This is a genomic window from Vibrio cholerae ATCC 14035, assembly GCF_000621645.1.
Classification (GTDB): domain Bacteria; phylum Pseudomonadota; class Gammaproteobacteria; order Enterobacterales; family Vibrionaceae; genus Vibrio; species Vibrio cholerae.
Map to the genome: position 1 here is coordinate 119,804 of NZ_JHXR01000011.1, position 19,353 is coordinate 139,156.

Genomic DNA, 19,353 nt, shown 5'->3' on the forward strand with positions numbered 1-19,353 from the left:
TTCGGTTTTCTGTACCAGAGTTTACTAGAACAGCTCTTCACCAGAGCTGGTCGAATAGATGGACTCATTGACATGTTCGCTGACGTACTCTGTCGGCTCAGTGCCGGCTTCGAAATACTCAAACATCGAGCTGGAGTCGAGTTTGTTGGTCAGTAACCCCGTATCGCGGTCAATGCGAACACGAGCGATATTGTTCGGTACCGCTTTCTGTTGAACGGGCACATCTTGTAGCGCGAGAGACATAAACTCAACCCAAGCTGGCAAGGCGGTTTTACCACCCGATTCGGCACCGGAAACATCATCTTCAATGTTTCTATTCGGCGCTGTTTTCCCTAGGTTACGGCTATGATCATCAAAGCCCACCCAAGCCACACCAACGATGCCTGGGGCATAACCGTTGTACCATGCATCTTTTGAGTCGTTGGTGGTACCGGTTTTACCACCGATGTCGCGGCGTTTCAGTGCCTGTGCTCGCCAGCCTGTACCGTTCCAACCGGTATCTGAGCTCCACTCACCGCCACCCCAAATATTGCTGTACAGCATTTCACGCGTTAAGAAAGCGTTTTGCTCGGAAATCACTTTCGGGGCATAAGGGCTTGCTGCGTCTTGCTCGGCAAACTCATCAAGTTCCGATGAGCATTCACGGTGGCAGACGACTTTCGGCTCTGCGCTAAACTCAATGTTGCCAAATGGATTTTCGACGCGGCTGATGTAGAAAGGTTCAACGAAGTAACCATTGTTAGCAAAAACCGAGAAGCCTTGTGCCATTTGTACAGGAGTCAAGCTGCCTGCACCGAGCGCAATCGTCTCAGAGCGCGGTAACTGATCTAATTTGAAACCAAAGCGAGTTAAGTATTCGCGTGTTTCATCCAAACCCACTTCACGCAAAACGCGCACGGCCATGACGTTTTTCGATTGGGCTAAACCAATTCTCAGTCGTGTTGGGCCGGTGTAGGTTGGTGGTGAGTTCTTCGGACGCCATGCCGTGCCTTGACTCTCATCCCATTGGTTAATCGGCGCATCATTAATCAGCGTGGCTAAAGTGAGTCCTTTATTCAGTGCCGCAGAATAGATAAATGGTTTGATACTTGAACCCACTTGACGCACTGACTGGGTAGCTCGGTTAAATTTGTTGTGCACAAAGTTAAAACCACCAACCAACGCAGTGACCGCGCCGTTTTCTGGATTCATCGCGACAAATGCGGTGTTGGCATTCGGAACTTGAGTTAGCTTCCAAGCGGTAATCGCGCCATCTTGGGTGCGTGGACGAACCCAAATTTGCTGTCCTGCGGCTAAAAATTCATTGGCACTTTTCGGAAGTGGGCCTTGGCGATCGTCGTTGATAAAACGGCGCGCCCAATTCATGTCTTCCCAAGCGATGGTTTGCACACCATAGCTTTTTACCCACACTTGGGCCGATTTTTCTTCAACGCTGAGAACCGCGGCAGGGAACATATCGCCATAGGTAGGTTCATTGCTCAGGTATTCAGACAGCTGAGTGCTGCTCCAAGCCGGTTGATTGACTTGCCACAACTCTTTTTCTGCACCGCGATAACCGTGACGCTCATCGTAAGCCAACAGGTTATTGATCGCGGCTTGGTTGGCGGCTCTTTGCAACTTAGAGTCGACCGTTGTGTAGACATTCATGCCTGACGTGTAAGCAGCTTCTTCACCGTAGCGTTCAACCATCCATGCGCGAGCAATTTCAGCCACATACGGTGCGTTTAACTCAATCTCTGCGCCATGGTATTTCGACAGCACAGGTTCGGCACGCGCAGCATCGTATTCTGCTTTAGTGATGTATTTTTCATCCAGCATACGCTGCAGCACCACATTACGACGGTTGGTCGCACGCTCGACGGAATAGATAGGGTTCATGGTTGAAGGGGCTTTTGGTAGGCCTGCAATCAGCGCAATTTCACCTAAGGTCAGATCTTTCACCTCTTTGCCGAAATACGCTTGCGCAGCCGCGCCGACGCCATAAGAACGGTAGCCGAGGTAAATTTTGTTGAGATACAGCTCTAAGATCTCTTGCTTGCTTAACAGTTGCTCAATATGGATCGCAATGAAGATCTCTTTGACTTTACGCATCACCTTCTTCTCATTAGAGAGGAAAAAGTTACGCGCAAGCTGCTGAGTAATGGTACTGGCACCTTGCGAAGCACTGCCCGAGGCGAGTACAGCAAAGGCGGCACGCGTGATACCAATCGGGTCAAAACCGTAGTGCTCGTAGTAGCGAGAGTCTTCGGTCGCAATCACCGCTTCGATCAACTCTTTAGGCATTTCTTCCAGCTTGAGCGGGATGCGGCGCTTTTCACCAAATTGGGCGATCAGTTTGCCGTCTTGACTGAAGACTTGCATCGGAGTTTGTAATTGGACATCACGTAGAGTGGCTACATCTGGCAGATCTGATTTCACATAAAAATAGAAACCAAAGATTGTAGTGACTCCAAGAATAATGCAAATCAATGAAAATACTAATAAACGCTTTATGAACTTCACCGGAGAATCCCTGTTTAGTTGAGGCTGCACTAATGCAAACCCTTGTACTCTAGGCTAAAACCTTAGCTCGCAAAATATCATCTGCCTATTTATTGAGAAAATAGGTCTATCGAGCTGAACCTCTTTACTGGAGCTTAGCCTCATGGGTAAATCATTAGTTACGGGTATTGATATCGGCCACCACAGCATTAAAGCTGCGGTGCTCAAACCTATGGGCGACACTTATGCGCTTGTGGGGTATGAGGAGTTGCTCGTTACCGCTGATATTTTCACCGATAATCACACGCTCGATTATCAGAAAATTGTAAAGAAACTAAAAGAACTAAAAAAGGGTTTGCCTCTATTTAGTCATAAAGTCGCGATAGCAATCCCGGATAGCGCCGTGATTAGCAAAGTATTACAAATAGATAGCGATCTTGAGCAGCGCGAGCTGGAATTTGCTGTCTATCAAGCCTTTTCGCATCAATCTCCATTCCCCGTTGAAGAGCTGAGCCTCGATTTCGTCAAAGTGACGGAAAAAAGCCTCGCCCGCAGCAGCACGACGACCTTCCAAGTGTATGCCACCAAAAAAGACGTGGTCGACAGTCGTTTGCATGCCGTTAAAAAAGCGGGTTTTGAACCAGTGTTGATGGATGTGCAAGTACATAGTTTGTTGCATTTATGGCAACTCGCTAGCCGTGCGTATCGACGTCCAGACTGGATGTTGGTGGATATTGGCTACACCCAAAGTTCATTGTGCCTCGATTTTCCGGAAAAAATGCCCTTTTACAAAGACGTGCCATTAGGAACTCGTCAATTGGAATCAGAACCCAGTGCTGTGAACTCATTGAATCATCCACTGTTACACGATCCCACGCAGCGGTTTATTCAAGAATTGGTCGACAAAATTGCGCGGCAAATCCAGCTTTTTACTTCGGTGCACGGGACTCAAAGTCTTGGCGGGTTATGGCTATCGGGTGGCGGTGCCACGCTTTCTGGTTTAGAGGACGCGCTTTATCAACGCTTGTCACTGCCTTGCGAAGTGCTCAATCCGTTTTCACTGTTCAAAAACAATGTGGCAAAACGCAAACGCCCACTGGTTGATGGCCAGCGTTTTAGTACCGCCGCCGGTCTTGCATTGCGAGGCTTAGCTTGGTTGGAGAGTGAGCATGTTGCATAAGGTCAACTTACTGCCGTGGCGTGATGCACGGCGTGAAGCACATAAGCGGCGCTTTTTGGGGTTAGTGACACTCGGTGTTTTGCTGGCGGTGTTGATGCAATTTGCAGCAGGCGAATACTTGGGCGGACAAATGGCTTTGCAACAAGAGCGGATTGGTTATTTGCAACAACATATCTTCTCGCTGGATCAGCAGATCGCTAAGTTGAAGATCGCTGAAGAAGAACATAAGGCGTTATTGACCCGTTTGACTGTGGTGGAGCAACTGCAGCAAAAGCGCAATAAAACGACTGAGTTTATGAACCAAATGCCCAACCTGATCCCTGAAGGCGTCTATGTCGACAAGATCAAGATGAATGGCCATCAGATAGAAATAACCGGGATTAGCGATTCCACCGCTCGCTTGGCAACCATGCTCGATAACTTGGAGAAGTCGGACAAATTAACCGATGTTGAAATGCATGAAATCGTTTCAGGGAATAAGCGATTTGGTAAGCAATTTCAGAGCTTTAAAGTCTCCTTCCAAATTTTAACCCCAGCCTCTAACCCGCAAGCGGGAGGTGCACACAATGGCTAGTCTACAAGAGCTAGAACTGGATGAAATTAGTGAATGGCCGCTGCTGCCTCAGTTGGTGGTGATTCTGCTTATCATGCTACTGATCCAAGGTGCTGGTTATTGGTTCTATCTCATGCCCAAACAAGACGAGATTGCGCTGTTAAAGCAGGAAGAGGAAACCGTCAAGGCGACACTGCGCATCAAAGCCAATAAAGTGGCGGTATTGCCGCAGATCCAAGCTCAGTTGGACGAGCTCAAAGAGCGTTACGATTTTTTACTGCGCCAGCTACCGGTGCAAAAAGAGTTAGCCAGCATGCTGGCGTCAGTCAACCAGCTTGGGCTCGATAGTTCGCTTACCTTTACGCGGATTGATTGGGGGGAGCGTGAAAGCCAAGAGTTTCTTTACCGCTTACCGCTCAATATCGAACTGACGGGGAGCTATCACGATATTGGCGATTTTTCGCAAGCGATTGCCAAGTTACCGCGCATCATCAACTTCGACGATGTGGACTGGCAGCGTGTCAGCCAAGAGAGTAGCACGCTGCACTTTCGAGTCAGAGCCTACACCTACCAATTTAAGCAGGAGGTGGATGATGAAAAATAAGCCACTTGGATTATGGCTGATGAGTTTGCTGGTGTTGGTCGGGTGTAAGGCGAACCAAGATGATTTGACCTCATACGTCGCGCAAGTTGAGCGTGAAGCGCGCAAAGAAGTAACTAAGCTCAAACCCATTTTAGAGTTTGAAGCCACGCCCTATCAGCAGCACAAGGGGCGTGAGCCGTTTGTCTTACCGAAAGAAGCGTTAGTGCAAAACCAACCGCTGGCCAAAGCCGACTGTTGGCAACCCGTGCCACGTGCGAAAAATGGGCCGTTGGAGCGTTATCCATTGCACCAATTGCGCTTAAAAGGGGTGATGAGCAGCGGGGGCAGTATCTCTGCCTTAGTGCAAACGCCGGCAGGGAGTGTGGTCAAGGTTAAGGCGGGTCAATATGTCGGAATCAATAATGGCAAAGTCACCCGAGTCGACGACAACTATTTGTTAATTAATGAAACTTTGCCTGATGGCTTAGGGTGTTGGAATCAGCGTAACGTCAAGCTGGCTTTAAAATAATCGGTTGAAGTATAGAGATATAACGATGAAAAATGGATTGAAAACTTATGTCGCACAGACTTGGCTGACCTTGTGGGTTGGTTTGGCACTTTGTGCTTCTTCCATGGTGTTTAGTGCTGAATCCGCTACCGCCAACCAGTTGGAAAACATCGACTTTCGGGTCAACAAAGAGAAGGCGGCGGTCTTAATTGTCGAATTGGCTTCGCCATCGGCGGTCGTGGATGTGCAAAAAGTCCAAGAAGGGTTGAGCATTGAACTCCTGAAAACCGATGTGGCGGATGACAAGCTGTATCTGCTTGATGTGAAAGATTTTTCGACCCCTGTTGAGAGCGTGGAAGTATTCCGTAAAGAGCCAAGCACACAACTGGTTGTGACTGTCGATGGGGAGTTTCAGCACGATTATACCTTAAAAGGAAAATACCTTGAGGTCGTGATCAGTAAACTCAAAGCCGATGAAAAGCCTAAGCCCAAGAGTGTCTTGGAAAAAGAAGGCAAGCTGATTTCAATTAACTTCCAAGATATTCCGGTGCGTAACGTACTGCAGCTGATTGCCGATTATAACGGTTTCAACTTAGTGGTTTCCGATTCGGTGGTGGGTAACCTGACTTTACGCTTGGATGGCGTGCCTTGGCAGCAAGTGTTGGACATTATTCTGCAAGTCAAAGGGCTCGATAAACGGGTCGATGGTAATGTGATTTTGATTGCGCCGAAAGAGGAACTCGACTTGCGCGAGAAACAAGCGCTCGAAAAAGCCCGTTTAGCAGAAGAGTTGGGCGATTTAAAATCAGAAATCATCAAGATTAACTTTGCCAAAGCGTCTGACATTGCGGCGATGATCGGCGGTGAAGGCAACGTTAACATGTTGTCTGAACGAGGTTCGATCAGCATCGACGAACGAACTAACTCGCTATTGATCCGAGAGCTGCCCGATAATATTGCTGTGATCCGCGAGATCATTGAATCGCTGGATATTCCGGTCAAACAAGTTCAAATCGAAGCGCGGATTGTCACCGTCAAAGAAGGTAACTTGGAGGAGCTGGGGGTACGCTGGGGCGTGATGTCGACCAATGGTAGCCACTCGGTCGGAGGAAGCATAGAGAGTAACTTATGGCAAAAAGGGTTATTGGCGGATGATGAATTTCCGGTGGATGAATTCTTAAATGTGAATTTGGCTTCCACCTCTGCCAATGCGTCTTCGATTGCTTTCCAAGTCGCTAAATTGGGCTCAGGTACGTTGTTGGATTTGGAGCTTTCAGCATTACAAAATGAATCGAAGGCCGAAATCATCTCTAGCCCTCGTTTGATTACCACTAATAAACAGCCTGCCTATATTGAGCAAGGTACTGAGATCCCTTATCTGGAATCGTCTTCCAGTGGTGCCTCTACGGTCGCGTTTAAAAAAGCGGTATTAAGCTTGAAGGTGACACCACAAATCACCCCAGATAACCGCTTGGTGCTCGACTTGAGTGTGACCCAAGACCGACGCGGTGAAACGGTGAAAACCGGTACGGGTGAAGCGGTATCGATCGATACTCAGCGTATTGGCACTCAAGTGTTGGTGAATAACGGAGAAACTGTGGTGTTGGGTGGCATTTTCCAACACAGCATCAATAATTCGGTAGATAAGGTGCCACTGCTGGGGGACTTGCCTGTTTTGGGGGCGTTATTCAGACGAACCTATGAGCAAATGGGCAAAAGTGAACTGCTGATTTTTGTCACGCCGAAAGTGGTCATTCAATAACTTAGCGTGTGCGTAACAAGCGAACAAAAATTAAAGTTGCAATAGTGGCACCATATCTAGATAATTTCGGGTCTTATCACGAAATATCGGTGAGGAATAGGTGCCACAAGCATTCCTATGGTTGGCGTATGTCCAGCAACTCTTGTGGCGATGTCATTGAATTAACGTTGTAAATTACTGCTGAACATGGCTGAGAAACGCAATATTTTCCTTGTTGGCCCTATGGGCGCTGGCAAAAGCACAATTGGTAGACACCTAGCTCAACAACTGCACATGGAGTTTATCGACTCTGATACGGTTATCGAAGAACGTACCGGAGCGGATATCGCATGGGTGTTTGATGTTGAAGGTGAAGAAGGCTTCCGCAAGCGCGAAGAAGCCGTTATTAATGATCTAACCGAGCAACAGGGTATCGTACTGGCGACGGGTGGTGGCTCAGTAATTAGTAAAGAGAACCGCAACCGACTGTCTGCTCGCGGTATCGTTGTATACCTCGAAACTACTATCGAAAAACAATTAGCACGTACCAATCGCGATAAAAAGCGCCCACTGCTGCAAACGGATTGCCCGCGTGAAGTGCTAGAGCAATTGGCTGAAGATCGTAATCCTCTGTACGAAGAGATTGCGGACATCACGGTACGCACTGACGATCAAAGTGCAAAAGTGGTAGCCAATCAGATCGTAAAAATGCTAGAAGAACACATAATGTAATGTTTCTTCGAATTGGAGTGCAAAACCATGGAGCGGATTACGGTCAACTTAGGTGAACGTAGCTACCCAATCTCAATCGGTGCCGGATTGTTTGCCAATCCGGCTCTTCTTTCCCTCTCTGCTAAGCAGAAGGTGGTGATAGTCACCAACCACACTGTCGCTCCGCTGTATGCGCCTGCGATCATTTCATTACTTGATCACATCGGTTGCCAGCATGCTTTGCTGGAACTGCCCGATGGCGAACAGTACAAAACTCTCGAAACCTTCAACACTGTGATGAGCTTTTTGCTTGAGCATAACTACAGCCGTGATGTGGTTGTCATTGCTTTAGGTGGGGGAGTGATTGGTGATCTGGTCGGTTTCGCGGCGGCTTGTTATCAGCGTGGCGTTGATTTCATTCAAATACCGACCACACTGCTGTCGCAGGTGGATTCTTCGGTCGGTGGGAAAACCGCGGTCAATCATCCGCTCGGTAAAAACATGATTGGTGCTTTTTATCAACCCAAAGCGGTAGTGATTGATACGGACTGTTTGACTACACTGCCCGCCCGTGAATTTGCCGCTGGCATGGCGGAAGTCATCAAGTACGGCATCATTTACGACTCAGCCTTCTTCGACTGGCTAGAAGCACAGATGGAGGCCTTGTACGCATTGGACGAACAAGCGCTCACTTACGCAATTGCGCGCTGCTGCCAAATCAAAGCCGAGGTGGTCGCGCAAGATGAGAAAGAGTCGGGCATTCGTGCGTTACTCAATCTTGGTCACACCTTCGGCCATGCAATTGAAGCACACATGGGCTATGGCAATTGGCTGCACGGTGAAGCCGTATCTGCGGGTACAGTAATGGCGGCGAAAACGGCTCAATTACAAGGCCTTATCGATGCATCTCAATTTGAACGTATCCTAGCTATACTGAAAAAAGCGCATTTGCCTGTGCGAACCCCAGAGAACATGACCTTTGCCGATTTCATGCAGCACATGATGCGCGATAAAAAAGTGTTGGCAGGGGAACTGCGTTTGGTGTTACCGACCAGTATCGGCACGTCAGCGGTCGTAAAAGGGGTACCTGAAGCCGTGATTGCCCAAGCGATAGAGTATTGTCGCACGGTGTAATCGAGAGACTTGCAGAACATTTTGATATCAGACAATTGTCATTAGGATGGCCCAATGAGCTTGGCACATGAACTGGATTTAGAATCGCAAACTGAGTTACTGGAACGGCTGCAACTGCTGACCCGTTTTGGTTCTAACTTGGTGAATGTTTGTGGTCGCCAAGGGGCGGGGAAATCGTGGCTCGCGCAACGATTTTTAGACAGTTGGGCGCAAGATAAAAACCAATCTTTGCTCATGTGCCATCCTAACCAAAGTGACGAGCAGCGTCGCGTGACGATGTTGTCACAGCTGTTTTCTGAGCCACTTTACAATTCCAAAGACGCCTTAGCGGAAAGCTTCGCGCGTCTATTTGAAGATCAAAATTGCGATATCGTGATTGTGGTCGATGATGCCCATTTACTCTCTGAGTCTTTGGTTTCCGAATTGTGGATGTTGGTACTCGAAGCACAAACCAATCCACGCTGGAACGTCAATGTGGTGCTGTTTGCTCAAGACAATGGTCTGGATGCGTTATTAACGCGTTTAAGTTATGGGCAAGAACATAAGCCTGTCGATTTAGAAATTGAGATGCTCTCCGAAGATGAAGCAGATCGTTTATTCGAAAATCGCGTCATGCGCTATGTTGATCCACAAGTTGAGCGTAAAGTGCGTAATGCTTATAAGAAGATCAATCCGTTACCGGGGGAAATTATGGCGTTGGCGGAAACGAAAAATGAAAAACGGGTGGTGATCCGCTCGATTGTTGGCTCTCCGTTTAATATTGCCTTGGTCGTATTACTTCTCTTGTTGTTGCTGGGCGGAGGTTATTGGTGGCTGCTGTCTAAGCCTGTTCCACAAGAGGGTAGCCTGCTTGAAGGCGAGGTCGCAGAACAAACCGCGATTCCAACCCTCAACTCCGAAGCAAACCCTCTAGCTCAAGACGGTACCTCAAGCGCAAATGGCGATGGCATTTCTGATGCTGAAGGCGATAACTTTGGTGCCGACGATGATACCTCTGCTTTGCCACCGGATGTGGTGGATACCACAGCCAGTGTCGGCATTGCCGATGACGGTAAGCGCGTCGTGATCAACTCTGATGTGGTGGATGCCCTGCTGCAAGGCAAAGCAGACACCGCTGATACTTCGGCGATCAACAACTTAGTAGAGTCAACTCAAGCGGCGACGGAGCTGAAAACGCAAACGTTAGAGCAAACACAAGTGCAGAATGCTCAGCCTAAATCGGTGAGTTTCTCTTTTGCGCGTGATGAGCTGAAAGCCATGTCACCACGCAGCTACACATTGCAGTTGGCGGCGATGAATTCTCTGCAAGATGTGCAAGGCTTTATCGACGAGCACAAGCTACAAGGGAAAGTCTACGTTTACCCAACACTGCGTAACGATGTCGAGTGGTTTATTGTCACTATGGGCAACTATCCCACCATCCAAATGGCGCGTGATGCCTCAGAAAAACTCTCTGCTTCGCTACAAGCGTTAGGTCCTTGGGCTAAATCACTTAGCCAAGTTCAGCGAGAAATCGAGCGTAAGAAATAAACCTGAGCTTCGCTGAAAAATATGTTACATTCCGCAGCCTTATTTTGTGGCCAACGATTAGAGCAGTAGATGAAAAAGCAGCGCGCCTTTCTGAAATGGGCTGGGGGTAAATATAGCCTAGTCGAGGATATTCAACGCCATCTACCAGAAGCTCGTGAGCTGGTTGAGCCTTTCGTTGGTGCAGGCTCGGTCTTCCTGAATACGGATTTTGAACGCTATCTGCTGGCGGACATCAATCCGGATCTGATCAATTTCTACAATCTGCTCAAAACCGAACCTCAAGCTTACATTCACGAAGCTAAGCGTTGGTTTGTGCCCGAAAATAACCGCAAAGAAGTCTACCTCGATATTCGTAAGCAGTTTAACCAGAGTGACGATGCGATGTTTCGCTCGTTGGCGTTTTTGTATATGAACCGCTTTGGGTTTAACGGCCTATGTCGTTATAACAAAAAAGGGGGCTTTAATGTGCCGTTTGGCTCGTACAAAAAGCCTTATTTCCCTGAGCAAGAGTTAGAGTTTTTTGCTGAAAAAGCGCAGCGTGCCACCTTTATTTGCGCGTCGTATGGCGAAACCTTCGCTCGCGCGCAAAGCGATAGCGTGATTTATTGCGATCCACCTTACGCACCGCTGTCGACTACGGCCAATTTTACCTCTTATGCGGGCAATGGTTTTACCTTAGACGATCAAGCTGCGTTAGCCGATATCGCCGAGAAAACCGCCAAAGAGCGTGGAATTTCGGTGCTGATTTCCAATCACGACACCACCCATACTCGCCGTTTGTATCGCGGTGCGCAGCTCAATGTGGTCAAAGCTAACCGTACCATCAGTCGTAATGGTGCCGGACGCAATAAAGTGGATGAGCTTTTAGCACTCTTCACGCCTCATCTTTCATCGCAAGCGTGATCTTGTGGGCTGAATGGTGGATTTCCTCTCCCTGCCTCAAGTCACGCGCTAGGATCTCGTCACCAGCTTAGGTAGAATGGCGGCCACATTGTGTTCAGCTTGCATTCAATTCCTAACGAGGTCGGTATGAAAGATTTTCTCATTGCACCATCCATTCTCTCCGCTGATTTTGCCCGTCTGGGCGAAGATGTTGCCAAAGTGCTCGCCGCAGGAGCGGATGTGGTGCATTTCGATGTGATGGACAATCACTACGTACCGAACCTGACGTTTGGCGCACCGATTTGTAAAGCCCTGCGCGATTACGGCATTACGGCACCGATTGATGTGCATTTGATGGTGAAACCGGTGGATCGCATCATTCCGGACTTTGCCAAAGCAGGCGCCTCCATGATCACTTTCCACGTTGAAGCCTCAGAGCACGTTGACCGCACTTTGCAGCTCATCAAAGAGTGCGGCTGTCAGGCGGGCGTGGTACTGAACCCAGCGACACCTCTGCACCATCTCGATTACATCATGGATAAAGTCGATTTGATTTTGCTGATGTCGGTGAACCCAGGCTTTGGCGGACAATCTTTTATTCCGCATACCTTAGATAAACTGCGCGCGGTGCGTGAACGTATCAAGCAAAGCGGGCGTCAAATTCGTTTGGAAATTGATGGTGGCGTGAAAGTGGAGAATATCCGGGAAATCGCGGAAGCGGGTGCCGATATGTTTGTGGCAGGCTCGGCGATTTTTGGTCAGCCTGATTACCAAGCGGTGATTGAGCAGATGCGTGCTGAACTGGCGAAAGCCAAAATTTAATCTGATTTAGGATCGTGTTTTGAAATCCATAAAATTAATTGCTTTTGATTTGGATGGTACGCTGCTCGACAGTGTGCCGGATTTAGCGGTAGCGGCGGATCAAGCGGCGCGTGCGGTCAGCTATCCGGCGGTGAGCGAAGCGCAGGTGCGTGATTATGTCGGCAACGGTGCGGATGTGTTGATTGCGCGCGCACTCAGCCAGAGCTTAACGATCAATCCTGAATTAAGCCCAGAGCTACGTGCTCAAGCGCGTCACCTGTTTGATGAGTTTTATGAACAAACGGGGCACAAGCTGAGCCACCTGTATCCTAATGTTAAAACCACGCTTTTAGAGCTGCATCAAGCGGGCTTTATTCTGGCGCTCGTGACCAATAAGCCTTCTAAATTTGTGCCAGATGTTCTAGAGCAACACGGCATCGCGCACTTTTTCAGTGATGTGATTGGCGGCGATACCTTCCCGAATAAAAAGCCGGATCCGATGGCGCTGAATTGGTTATTAGAGAAGCATCAGTTAAGCGCTGAGCAAATGTTGATGGTCGGGGATTCGAAAAACGACATTCTGGCGGCAAAAAATGCTGGGTGTTATTCCTTCGGTTTAACCTACGGTTATAACCACGGCGAACCGATTGCCAATGCGGAGCCAGACTTCGTCTCCGATGATATTGGCACGCTGCTTGAAGTGGTGCTCGTTTCGGCGTAAAAGTTGCCGTTCGCACTAGTAAAATACTCGTTAATGAGTACACTGCTTGAACCGCGCCGATTCCGTGCGCGGTTTTTGTCCCTTTGTTTTGTGTAATTTCAATTTCAGTCACAAGGAAATCAAACCCATGAGCAAACCCATTGTATTGAGTGGTGTTCAACCGTCAGGTGAACTAAGTATCGGTAACTACTTGGGTGCTCTACGTCAATGGCAACAGATGCAAGATGATTATGACTGCCAGTACTGTGTTGTGGATTTGCATGCAATTACGGTTCGCCAAGATCCGCAAGCACTGCATGAAGCGACATTAGATGCTTTGGCTATTTGTCTCGCCGTTGGCGTTGATCCGAAAAAGAGCACGCTATTTGTTCAGTCACACGTACCTGAGCATGCTCAACTCGGTTGGGTTTTGAACTGCTACACCCAGATGGGTGAGCTGAGCCGCATGACTCAATTCAAAGACAAATCAGCACGTTACGCCAACGATGTGAATGCTGGTCTGTTTGGTTATCCGGTACTGATGGCGGCAGATATTCTGCTGTATGGCGCGCACCAAGTGCCAGTGGGCAGCGATCAGAAACAACATCTGGAATTGGCACGCGATATCGCGACCCGTTTCAACAATATCTACAGCCCAGAACAGCCGATTTTTACCATTCCTGAGCCTTACATCCCAACCGTGAATGCGCGGGTAATGAGTCTGCAAGATGCGACTAAGAAAATGTCCAAATCAGACGATAACCGCAAAAACGTGATCACCTTGTTGGAAGATCCGAAATCGATCATCAAGAAGATCAATAAGGCGCAGACCGATGCGGAAACCCCACCGCGTATCGCTTACGATGTTGAAAACAAAGCAGGCATCGCGAACCTGATGGGACTCTATTCTGCCGCGACAGGTAAAACCTTCGCCGAAATCGAAGCTCAGTACGCAGGCGTTGAAATGTACGGCCCATTTAAGAAAGATGTGGGTGAGGCTGTGGTGGCCATGCTTGAACCCGTGCAAGCAGAATACCAACGCATCCGTAACGATCGCGAATACCTGAACAGTGTAATGCGTGATGGCGCAGAAAAAGCCTCGGCAAAAGCGCTGCAAACGCTGAAAAAAGTCTATGCGGCGGTTGGTTTTGTGGCGCGTCCTTAAGCCAAAGCGAGCACAATCAAGTCACAGTGAATAAAGCTAGGGTTTCCTAGCTTTATTTTTTGCACGCGAGATAGGTTTGCACAGAGCGAAAGTGTGTGAGGAATTCTCCCATCTGCGTTTCACACGGCTACACTTAAAACACCGAAATTTAAAAGAGTGTTAGCCATGAGATTCATGTTGCTGTTGATGCTAGTTGGGATGGCGCATGGAGCGCTAGCCAACCCCTTACGTGTCTGCGTTGGGGACGTTAATGTCTGGCCACCGTTTACCTATTGGCAAGGCAGCTCTGCACAAGAAAAGGCAGAATCATTGACGGGATCAGCCACGACCTTGGTGCTCGAAGCACTGAAAAAACAAGAGATCGAATACCAACTGCATTTCATGCCATGGGCTCGGGTTCAACAAGAATTGGCGCAAGCGACAGGTCGCTGTGACCTAACTTGGGATGCTAGCTATCGAGCCGAAAGGGCGGAATACAGCTATTTCTCGGTACCGCTCTATACGATCCAGTTGGGCTATTTCACCTTGCCGGAAAACAGTAAGGATTTGAATCTGGCTACCGACAGCGATGTACTGTGTGGGGTCAATGGTTTTAACTACCAAAATTTCGCATTACCACGAGAGCCTTCACTGACACTCAATTCTGTCCAGCAAGCCTTAAATATGCTGCAAAAAGAGCGTTGTGATTGGTTCGTGAGTGAAATTGAGCCAATTTATGGCGGGATCATGTTAGGGCTCTATCAGTTAGATAGACCGATTCAGCATCACTTTTTAGGCAAAACCAAGGAGTACCATGTGCAGGTGCGGCGTAGCCTACCGAACGCGATGCCACTCTTAAATGGCCTTAATGAGTACATTTTACAAGCCCAATCCAGCGGACATGCGCAAGCGGTTTTTGATCGCTTCTTGTCGATAACGCAAACCGAATAAATCGACGCCGTGGCCGTTATGGCTTCTTTCTCCTCCCAGAGCGGCTCATTCGCCGCTCTGACTATTTACCCCGCATGTTGAAACTTTGCGATGCATTCAAGTATTTACTCTATTGATGAGATGAACATCTCGATATCAATGCTGAATGTTTTTGTGTTGCATGAAAAACAGTAACACTCATCGCGTAAAGTCGTTTTTCTTTAACACAATACTGGTTCAATACACCCTGTTTTGTCTGTTAACCGCAAATAGGGAGGAGAAGGTACATCATGGAAATGAGAACAACCCCGAATTTAACGCGCTCAACGTTAGCTTTAGCGATTAGTTTTGGCTTAGTGGCGCCAAGCTACGCTGACCTATTGATTTCTCAATACGTTGAAGGCAGTAGCTTCAATAAAGCGATTGAAATTGCCAACACGTCCGATCAAACGGTGAGCCTGAATGGCTACCAACTGGCGATGTCGACCAACGGCAGCGGCACTTGGGATAAAACTTTACCGCTCGATGGCCAAGTGATTGCGGCGCGCGATGTGCTGGTGATTGCCCACGGTAGCGCCAATAGTGCGATACTGGCGACCGCCGACCTAACCAACAACACAGTGGTTAACTTTAATGGCAATGATCCGATTGCGCTGCTTAATAGCGATGGTTCGGTGCATGACGTGGTCGGCAGTATGGGCGGCGCAGATTTTGCGAAAGACAACACGCTCGCCAGAACAACACTCACCCCAAGCGCTACTTACCAAGCTTCCGATTGGGCGACCCAAGGCAAAGACAATATTGATGGGCTTGGCGCACTGGATACCACCACGCCACCGAGTGCATTCAATTGTACGCTAGATGGTGCTGAACCAAGCTTTACCACCATCCAACAAATTCAAGGTGAAGGCAGTACTTCTCCCTATATCCAAGGCTATCCCTACATCACCAATGAGGATTTCTTTGTCAAAGGTGTGGTGAGTGCAGTAACGACAGGACTGACTAAAGGCTTCTATCTGCAATCGCTGGAAGATGACTACAACCCGAATACCTCAGAAGGCCTGTTCGTGTTTACCAACCAAAGCAGTTCGGACTTAGCACCGGGCGATGTGGTGTGCGTGAAAGGCAAAGTGCAGGAGTATTACAACCTGACGCAGCTCAAAGCGGAAAACAATCAGTGGGTGAAACAAGGCCAGCAAGCTGCGCCACAAGCGCAAGCCATCGAGATCTTACCTTCCGATGAACACTTTGCTCAGACGCTAGAGCGTTACGAAGGCATGCTAGTGAAAACCACACCTGAGCTGGATATGCGTGTGACTCGCACCTTTGGTTATGACTATGCTTCGCGCCGTAACAACATGGTGCTGGCACAAGGTCGCATCAATATGCAGCCAAACCAGCAGCATCCTGCCGGTTCAGAGCAAGCTTCGCAGCAGAAGCTGGATAACGCGCAGCGCCGCTTGTTTGTGGAATCCGATGCCAAAGCACCTGATGGACAAATTCCGTATTACCCGACATTTGGCCGCACCGATGTCGATCAAGATGGTTCAACCGAAGACTATATCCGAATTGATGATACGGTTTCAGGCCTCGAAGGGGTTGTGAGCTACAGCTATAACGAATATCGCCTGATTGCAACCAACACCATCTCGGCAGAAAATCTGGTGCATAACGCACCGCGTCAAGTCAAGCCAGATCTGGATGAAGGCGATCTGCGCATTGCCACGTTCAACGTACTCAACTACTTCAACTCGCCGTTTGGTGGTGATGCTAACCAACATGGGGATAACCGTGGCGCCAACAATCTGGCTGAATTTGAAGTGCAGCAAGCCAAGATTGTGAATGCGATTGTTCGTTTGGATGCCGATATCGTGGGTTTGATGGAAATTGAGAACAACGGCTTTGGTGAAGGTTCGGCGATTGCGCAATTGGTGAATCAGATCAATAGCCAAATCGCGGATAAGAAAAAACACTACCGCTTTGTGGAGATTGACTCGAATGGTGATGGCAAAACCGATGCTGCCGATTCACTGGGTACTGATGTGATCACCACAGGTGTTATCTATCGCGATAAAGTGGTGAAGCTGGCGCAAAATCGTGTCATCCCAATGCCAAGCCAGCAAGCACCAGAGGTGATAAATGCCAACGGTAAAGTGATTGAAGATGGCAAAAACTATCAGCGTGATACGCTTGCCCCAACCTTTAAAGTCAAAGGTGGCAACGAGAAAATCACTGTCGCGGTGAATCACTTCAAATCGAAAGGATCAGCGTGTTGGGAAGATGCCGCGCCCGTTGAGCAAGGCGGACAAGCAGGCAAAGATCTCGATTACCAAGGCGCATGTGAAAACTTCCGCGTCGCCGCCGCGGTAGCGTTGGGTGATGCGCTGGCGAAAATCGATGGGCACAAAGTGATTCTCGGTGATATGAACTCGTACGGCATGGAAGATCCTATGCTGGTGCTGACGGACTACACACCAGAGAAATACGGCAAAACCATTCGCGCCGCACGCAATACCTACATTGCCGGTGTGGAGCAGTTTGGAGATTCAGGCGCAGAGATCAAACACAGCTACGGTTATCTCAACGCAGTTGCAATGAAACATCCAGACAGTTGGAGCTACTCATTTAATGATGAAGTCGGCGCGTTGGATCATCTGTTAGTCAGTCCAAGCCTGAAACATAAAGTCGTGGATGCGACCGATTGGCACATTAACGGTGCAGAATCGACCTTGTTTGACTACAACGATGAGTTCAAAGGCAACCTGCCGAAATACAAGGATCAATTCCGCGCCTCAGATCATGACCCAGCGGTACTGGAGCTTAACATCTACGGTGGTTCATTAGGTTTAGGCGCACTGCTTGGCTTATTGGGACTTGGTATTTGGCGCCGCCGTCGCTAGAAAGTGGCATTTTTGATAAACCAAAGGCTAGCGTAGTACGCTAGCCTTTTTAGTTTCTTACGTTGGTGGTGTGAACTTACTGCGCGTCGTGCAGTACGCTGCCCCATAGGTCGTATTCATCGGCGTGTTCAATCACAACGTTAACCAGCTCACCCGGTTTCAGGTTGGTTTCACCGTTGAGGTAAACCAAGCCATCAATTTCCGGTGCATCGGCGTAAGTACGGCCAATCGCGCCTTCATCATCGACTTCATCAATCAGCACTTGCATGGTGCTGCCGATGCGTTTTTGCAGTTTGGCAGCACTGATCTCTTGCTGCACGAGCATAAAGCGCTCGAAACGGTCTTGTTTCACGTCTTCTGGGATTTGATCTTCAATCTCGTTCGCTGCAGCGCCTTCAACGGGCGAATACTTAAAGCAGCCCACGCGATCGAGTTGTGCTTCTTTCAGCCAATCGAGTAGGATTTGGAAATCTTCTTCAGTTTCGCCCGGGAAGCCCACAATAAAGGTGGAGCGGATCACGAGCTCTGGGCAGATTTCACGCCATTTTTTGATGCGCTCTAAAGTGCGCTCCGCTTGCCCCGGACGCTTCATCATTTTCAGAACACGAGGGCTGGCGTGTTGGAATGGAATATCCAAGTAAGGCAGCACTTTTCCTTCTGCCATCAATGGGATGATTTCATCCACATGTGGGTAAGGGTAAACGTAGTGCAGACGAACCCAAATGCCCATTTTGCCAAGCTCTTCACTGAGCGCTTTGATGTTGTGGCGCACCGGTGAGCCGTTGGCAAAACCTAGGCTGTGTTTGGTATCCACACCGTAAGCACTGGTGTCTTGGCTGATTACGAGCAGCTCTTTTACGCCCGCATTTTTCAGGCGTTCCGCTTCACCAATAATTTCACCCACTGGGCGGCTTACCAAATCCCCACGCATTGAAGGGATGATGCAGAAAGTACAACGGTGGTTACAACCTTCAGAAATTTTCAGGTAAGCGTAATGCTTTGGCGTCAGTTTCACCCCGTGATCCGGCACTAAGCTGGTAAACGGGTTGTGGGCTGGCTTTGGCGCGTATTGGTGTACGTGCTCCAATACGTTTTGGTAAGCGTGTGGGCCTGTAATACCGAGCACATTGGGGTGTACTTGGCGAATTTCATCTTCACGCGCGCCGAGGCAGCCCGTCACAATCACTTTGCCGTTCTCTTTCAGCGCTTCGCCAATGGTATCCAGAGACTCTTGCACCGCACTGTCGATAAAACCACAGGTGTTAACGATCACCACATCGGAGTCGTGGTAGCTGTTGACGATCTCATACCCCTCAGTGCGTAGTTGGGTCAGAATGCGTTCTGAATCCACTAAGTTTTTTGGGCAACCTAAGGAAACAAAGCCAATTTTATTGCCTGTGGTTTGGCTATTTTGGCTTTGCTCGGCGATGGTTTTTTTCGCCGTTTCCAGTGTCGTGGTTTGATTTGGCGTAAAAGTCTGAACTGTCATTGCTCTGTGTGCTACCTGATAATTATCGAATCACCGTCCTTATCGCTTCTGTGCAGAGCGTGGCTAGGGGACGGGTATAAAAGTCG

16 protein-coding genes are annotated in these 19,353 nt (G+C 48.8%); 14 read left to right on the plus strand and 2 right to left on the minus strand.

The window, feature by feature from the left end; all coding sequences use genetic code 11:
* Positions 1-24 precede the first annotated feature (24 nt).
* Positions 25-2,502, minus strand: a complete 2,478-nt coding sequence (locus tag T411_RS0108310) for a penicillin-binding protein 1A (RefSeq protein ID WP_000668744.1) — start codon at positions 2,500-2,502, stop codon at positions 25-27.
* A 142-nt stretch (positions 2,503-2,644) separates the two neighbouring features.
* On the opposite strand from T411_RS0108310, the gene pilM reads away from it, so the two are divergent.
* From pilM to xds, 14 genes are all read left to right on the plus strand, one after another.
* Positions 2,645-3,661, plus strand: a complete 1,017-nt coding sequence (gene pilM, locus T411_RS0108315) for a type IV pilus assembly protein PilM (protein WP_000520444.1) — start codon at positions 2,645-2,647, stop codon at positions 3,659-3,661.
* Entirely contained in the window at positions 3,651-4,235 is a 585-nt protein-coding gene (locus T411_RS0108320) for a PilN domain-containing protein (RefSeq protein ID WP_000902745.1), read from the plus strand. The genes pilM and T411_RS0108320 overlap by 11 nt, the downstream gene beginning before the upstream one ends.
* Positions 4,228-4,818: a type IV pilus inner membrane component PilO gene (locus T411_RS0108325; protein WP_000157690.1), complete on the plus strand. Its 591-nt coding sequence runs from the start codon at positions 4,228-4,230 to the stop codon at positions 4,816-4,818. The genes T411_RS0108320 and T411_RS0108325 overlap by 8 nt, the downstream gene beginning before the upstream one ends.
* Complete coding sequence (locus T411_RS0108330; protein WP_000792032.1) at positions 4,808-5,326, plus strand: pilus assembly protein PilP; 519 nt, start codon at positions 4,808-4,810, stop codon at positions 5,324-5,326. The genes T411_RS0108325 and T411_RS0108330 overlap by 11 nt, the downstream gene beginning before the upstream one ends.
* Before the next feature lie 25 nt (positions 5,327-5,351).
* Positions 5,352-7,067 carry a type IV pilus secretin PilQ gene (locus T411_RS0108335; protein WP_000788426.1) on the plus strand — a complete coding sequence of 572 codons (1,716 nt, stop codon included), beginning with the start codon at positions 5,352-5,354 and terminating at the stop codon, positions 7,065-7,067.
* 186 nt (positions 7,068-7,253) lie between these two features.
* On the plus strand, positions 7,254-7,778 hold the full coding sequence (aroK, locus tag T411_RS0108340; RefSeq protein ID WP_000818616.1) for a shikimate kinase AroK: 525 nt from the start codon (positions 7,254-7,256) through the stop codon (positions 7,776-7,778).
* Positions 7,779-7,805: 27 nt separating this feature from the next.
* Positions 7,806-8,891, plus strand: a complete 1,086-nt coding sequence (aroB, locus tag T411_RS0108345) for a 3-dehydroquinate synthase (RefSeq protein ID WP_000439805.1) — start codon at positions 7,806-7,808, stop codon at positions 8,889-8,891.
* A gap of 54 nt (positions 8,892-8,945) precedes the next feature.
* Positions 8,946-10,421: an ExeA family protein gene (locus T411_RS0108350; RefSeq protein ID WP_000050195.1), complete on the plus strand. Its 1,476-nt coding sequence runs from the start codon at positions 8,946-8,948 to the stop codon at positions 10,419-10,421.
* Positions 10,422-10,490: 69 nt separating this feature from the next.
* A complete protein-coding gene (locus T411_RS0108355) occupies positions 10,491-11,324 on the plus strand; it encodes a Dam family site-specific DNA-(adenine-N6)-methyltransferase (RefSeq protein ID WP_000744680.1) in 834 nt (277 codons plus the stop codon).
* A 126-nt stretch (positions 11,325-11,450) separates the two neighbouring features.
* The gene (gene rpe / locus T411_RS0108360) at positions 11,451-12,125 is read left to right on the plus strand and encodes a ribulose-phosphate 3-epimerase (RefSeq protein WP_000651339.1); all 675 of its coding nucleotides are present in this window, start codon (positions 11,451-11,453) and stop codon (positions 12,123-12,125) included.
* A 19-nt stretch (positions 12,126-12,144) separates the two neighbouring features.
* Positions 12,145-12,825, plus strand: a complete 681-nt coding sequence (locus tag T411_RS0108365) for a phosphoglycolate phosphatase (RefSeq protein ID WP_000835877.1) — start codon at positions 12,145-12,147, stop codon at positions 12,823-12,825.
* 127 nt (positions 12,826-12,952) lie between these two features.
* A complete protein-coding gene (gene trpS / locus T411_RS0108370) occupies positions 12,953-13,969 on the plus strand; it encodes a tryptophan--tRNA ligase (RefSeq protein WP_000042615.1) in 1,017 nt (338 codons plus the stop codon).
* 174 nt (positions 13,970-14,143) lie between these two features.
* On the plus strand, positions 14,144-14,899 hold the full coding sequence (locus tag T411_RS0108375) for a substrate-binding periplasmic protein (protein WP_000925518.1): 756 nt from the start codon (positions 14,144-14,146) through the stop codon (positions 14,897-14,899).
* A 269-nt stretch (positions 14,900-15,168) separates the two neighbouring features.
* Entirely contained in the window at positions 15,169-17,778 is a 2,610-nt protein-coding gene (gene xds / locus T411_RS0108380; protein ID WP_000426027.1) for a GlyGly-anchored extracellular endonuclease Xds, read from the plus strand.
* A gap of 76 nt (positions 17,779-17,854) precedes the next feature.
* On the opposite strand, the gene rimO is transcribed toward xds, so the two are convergent.
* Positions 17,855-19,267, minus strand: a complete 1,413-nt coding sequence (gene rimO, locus T411_RS0108385) for a 30S ribosomal protein S12 methylthiotransferase RimO (protein WP_000218155.1) — start codon at positions 19,265-19,267, stop codon at positions 17,855-17,857.
* Positions 19,268-19,353 lie beyond the last annotated feature (86 nt).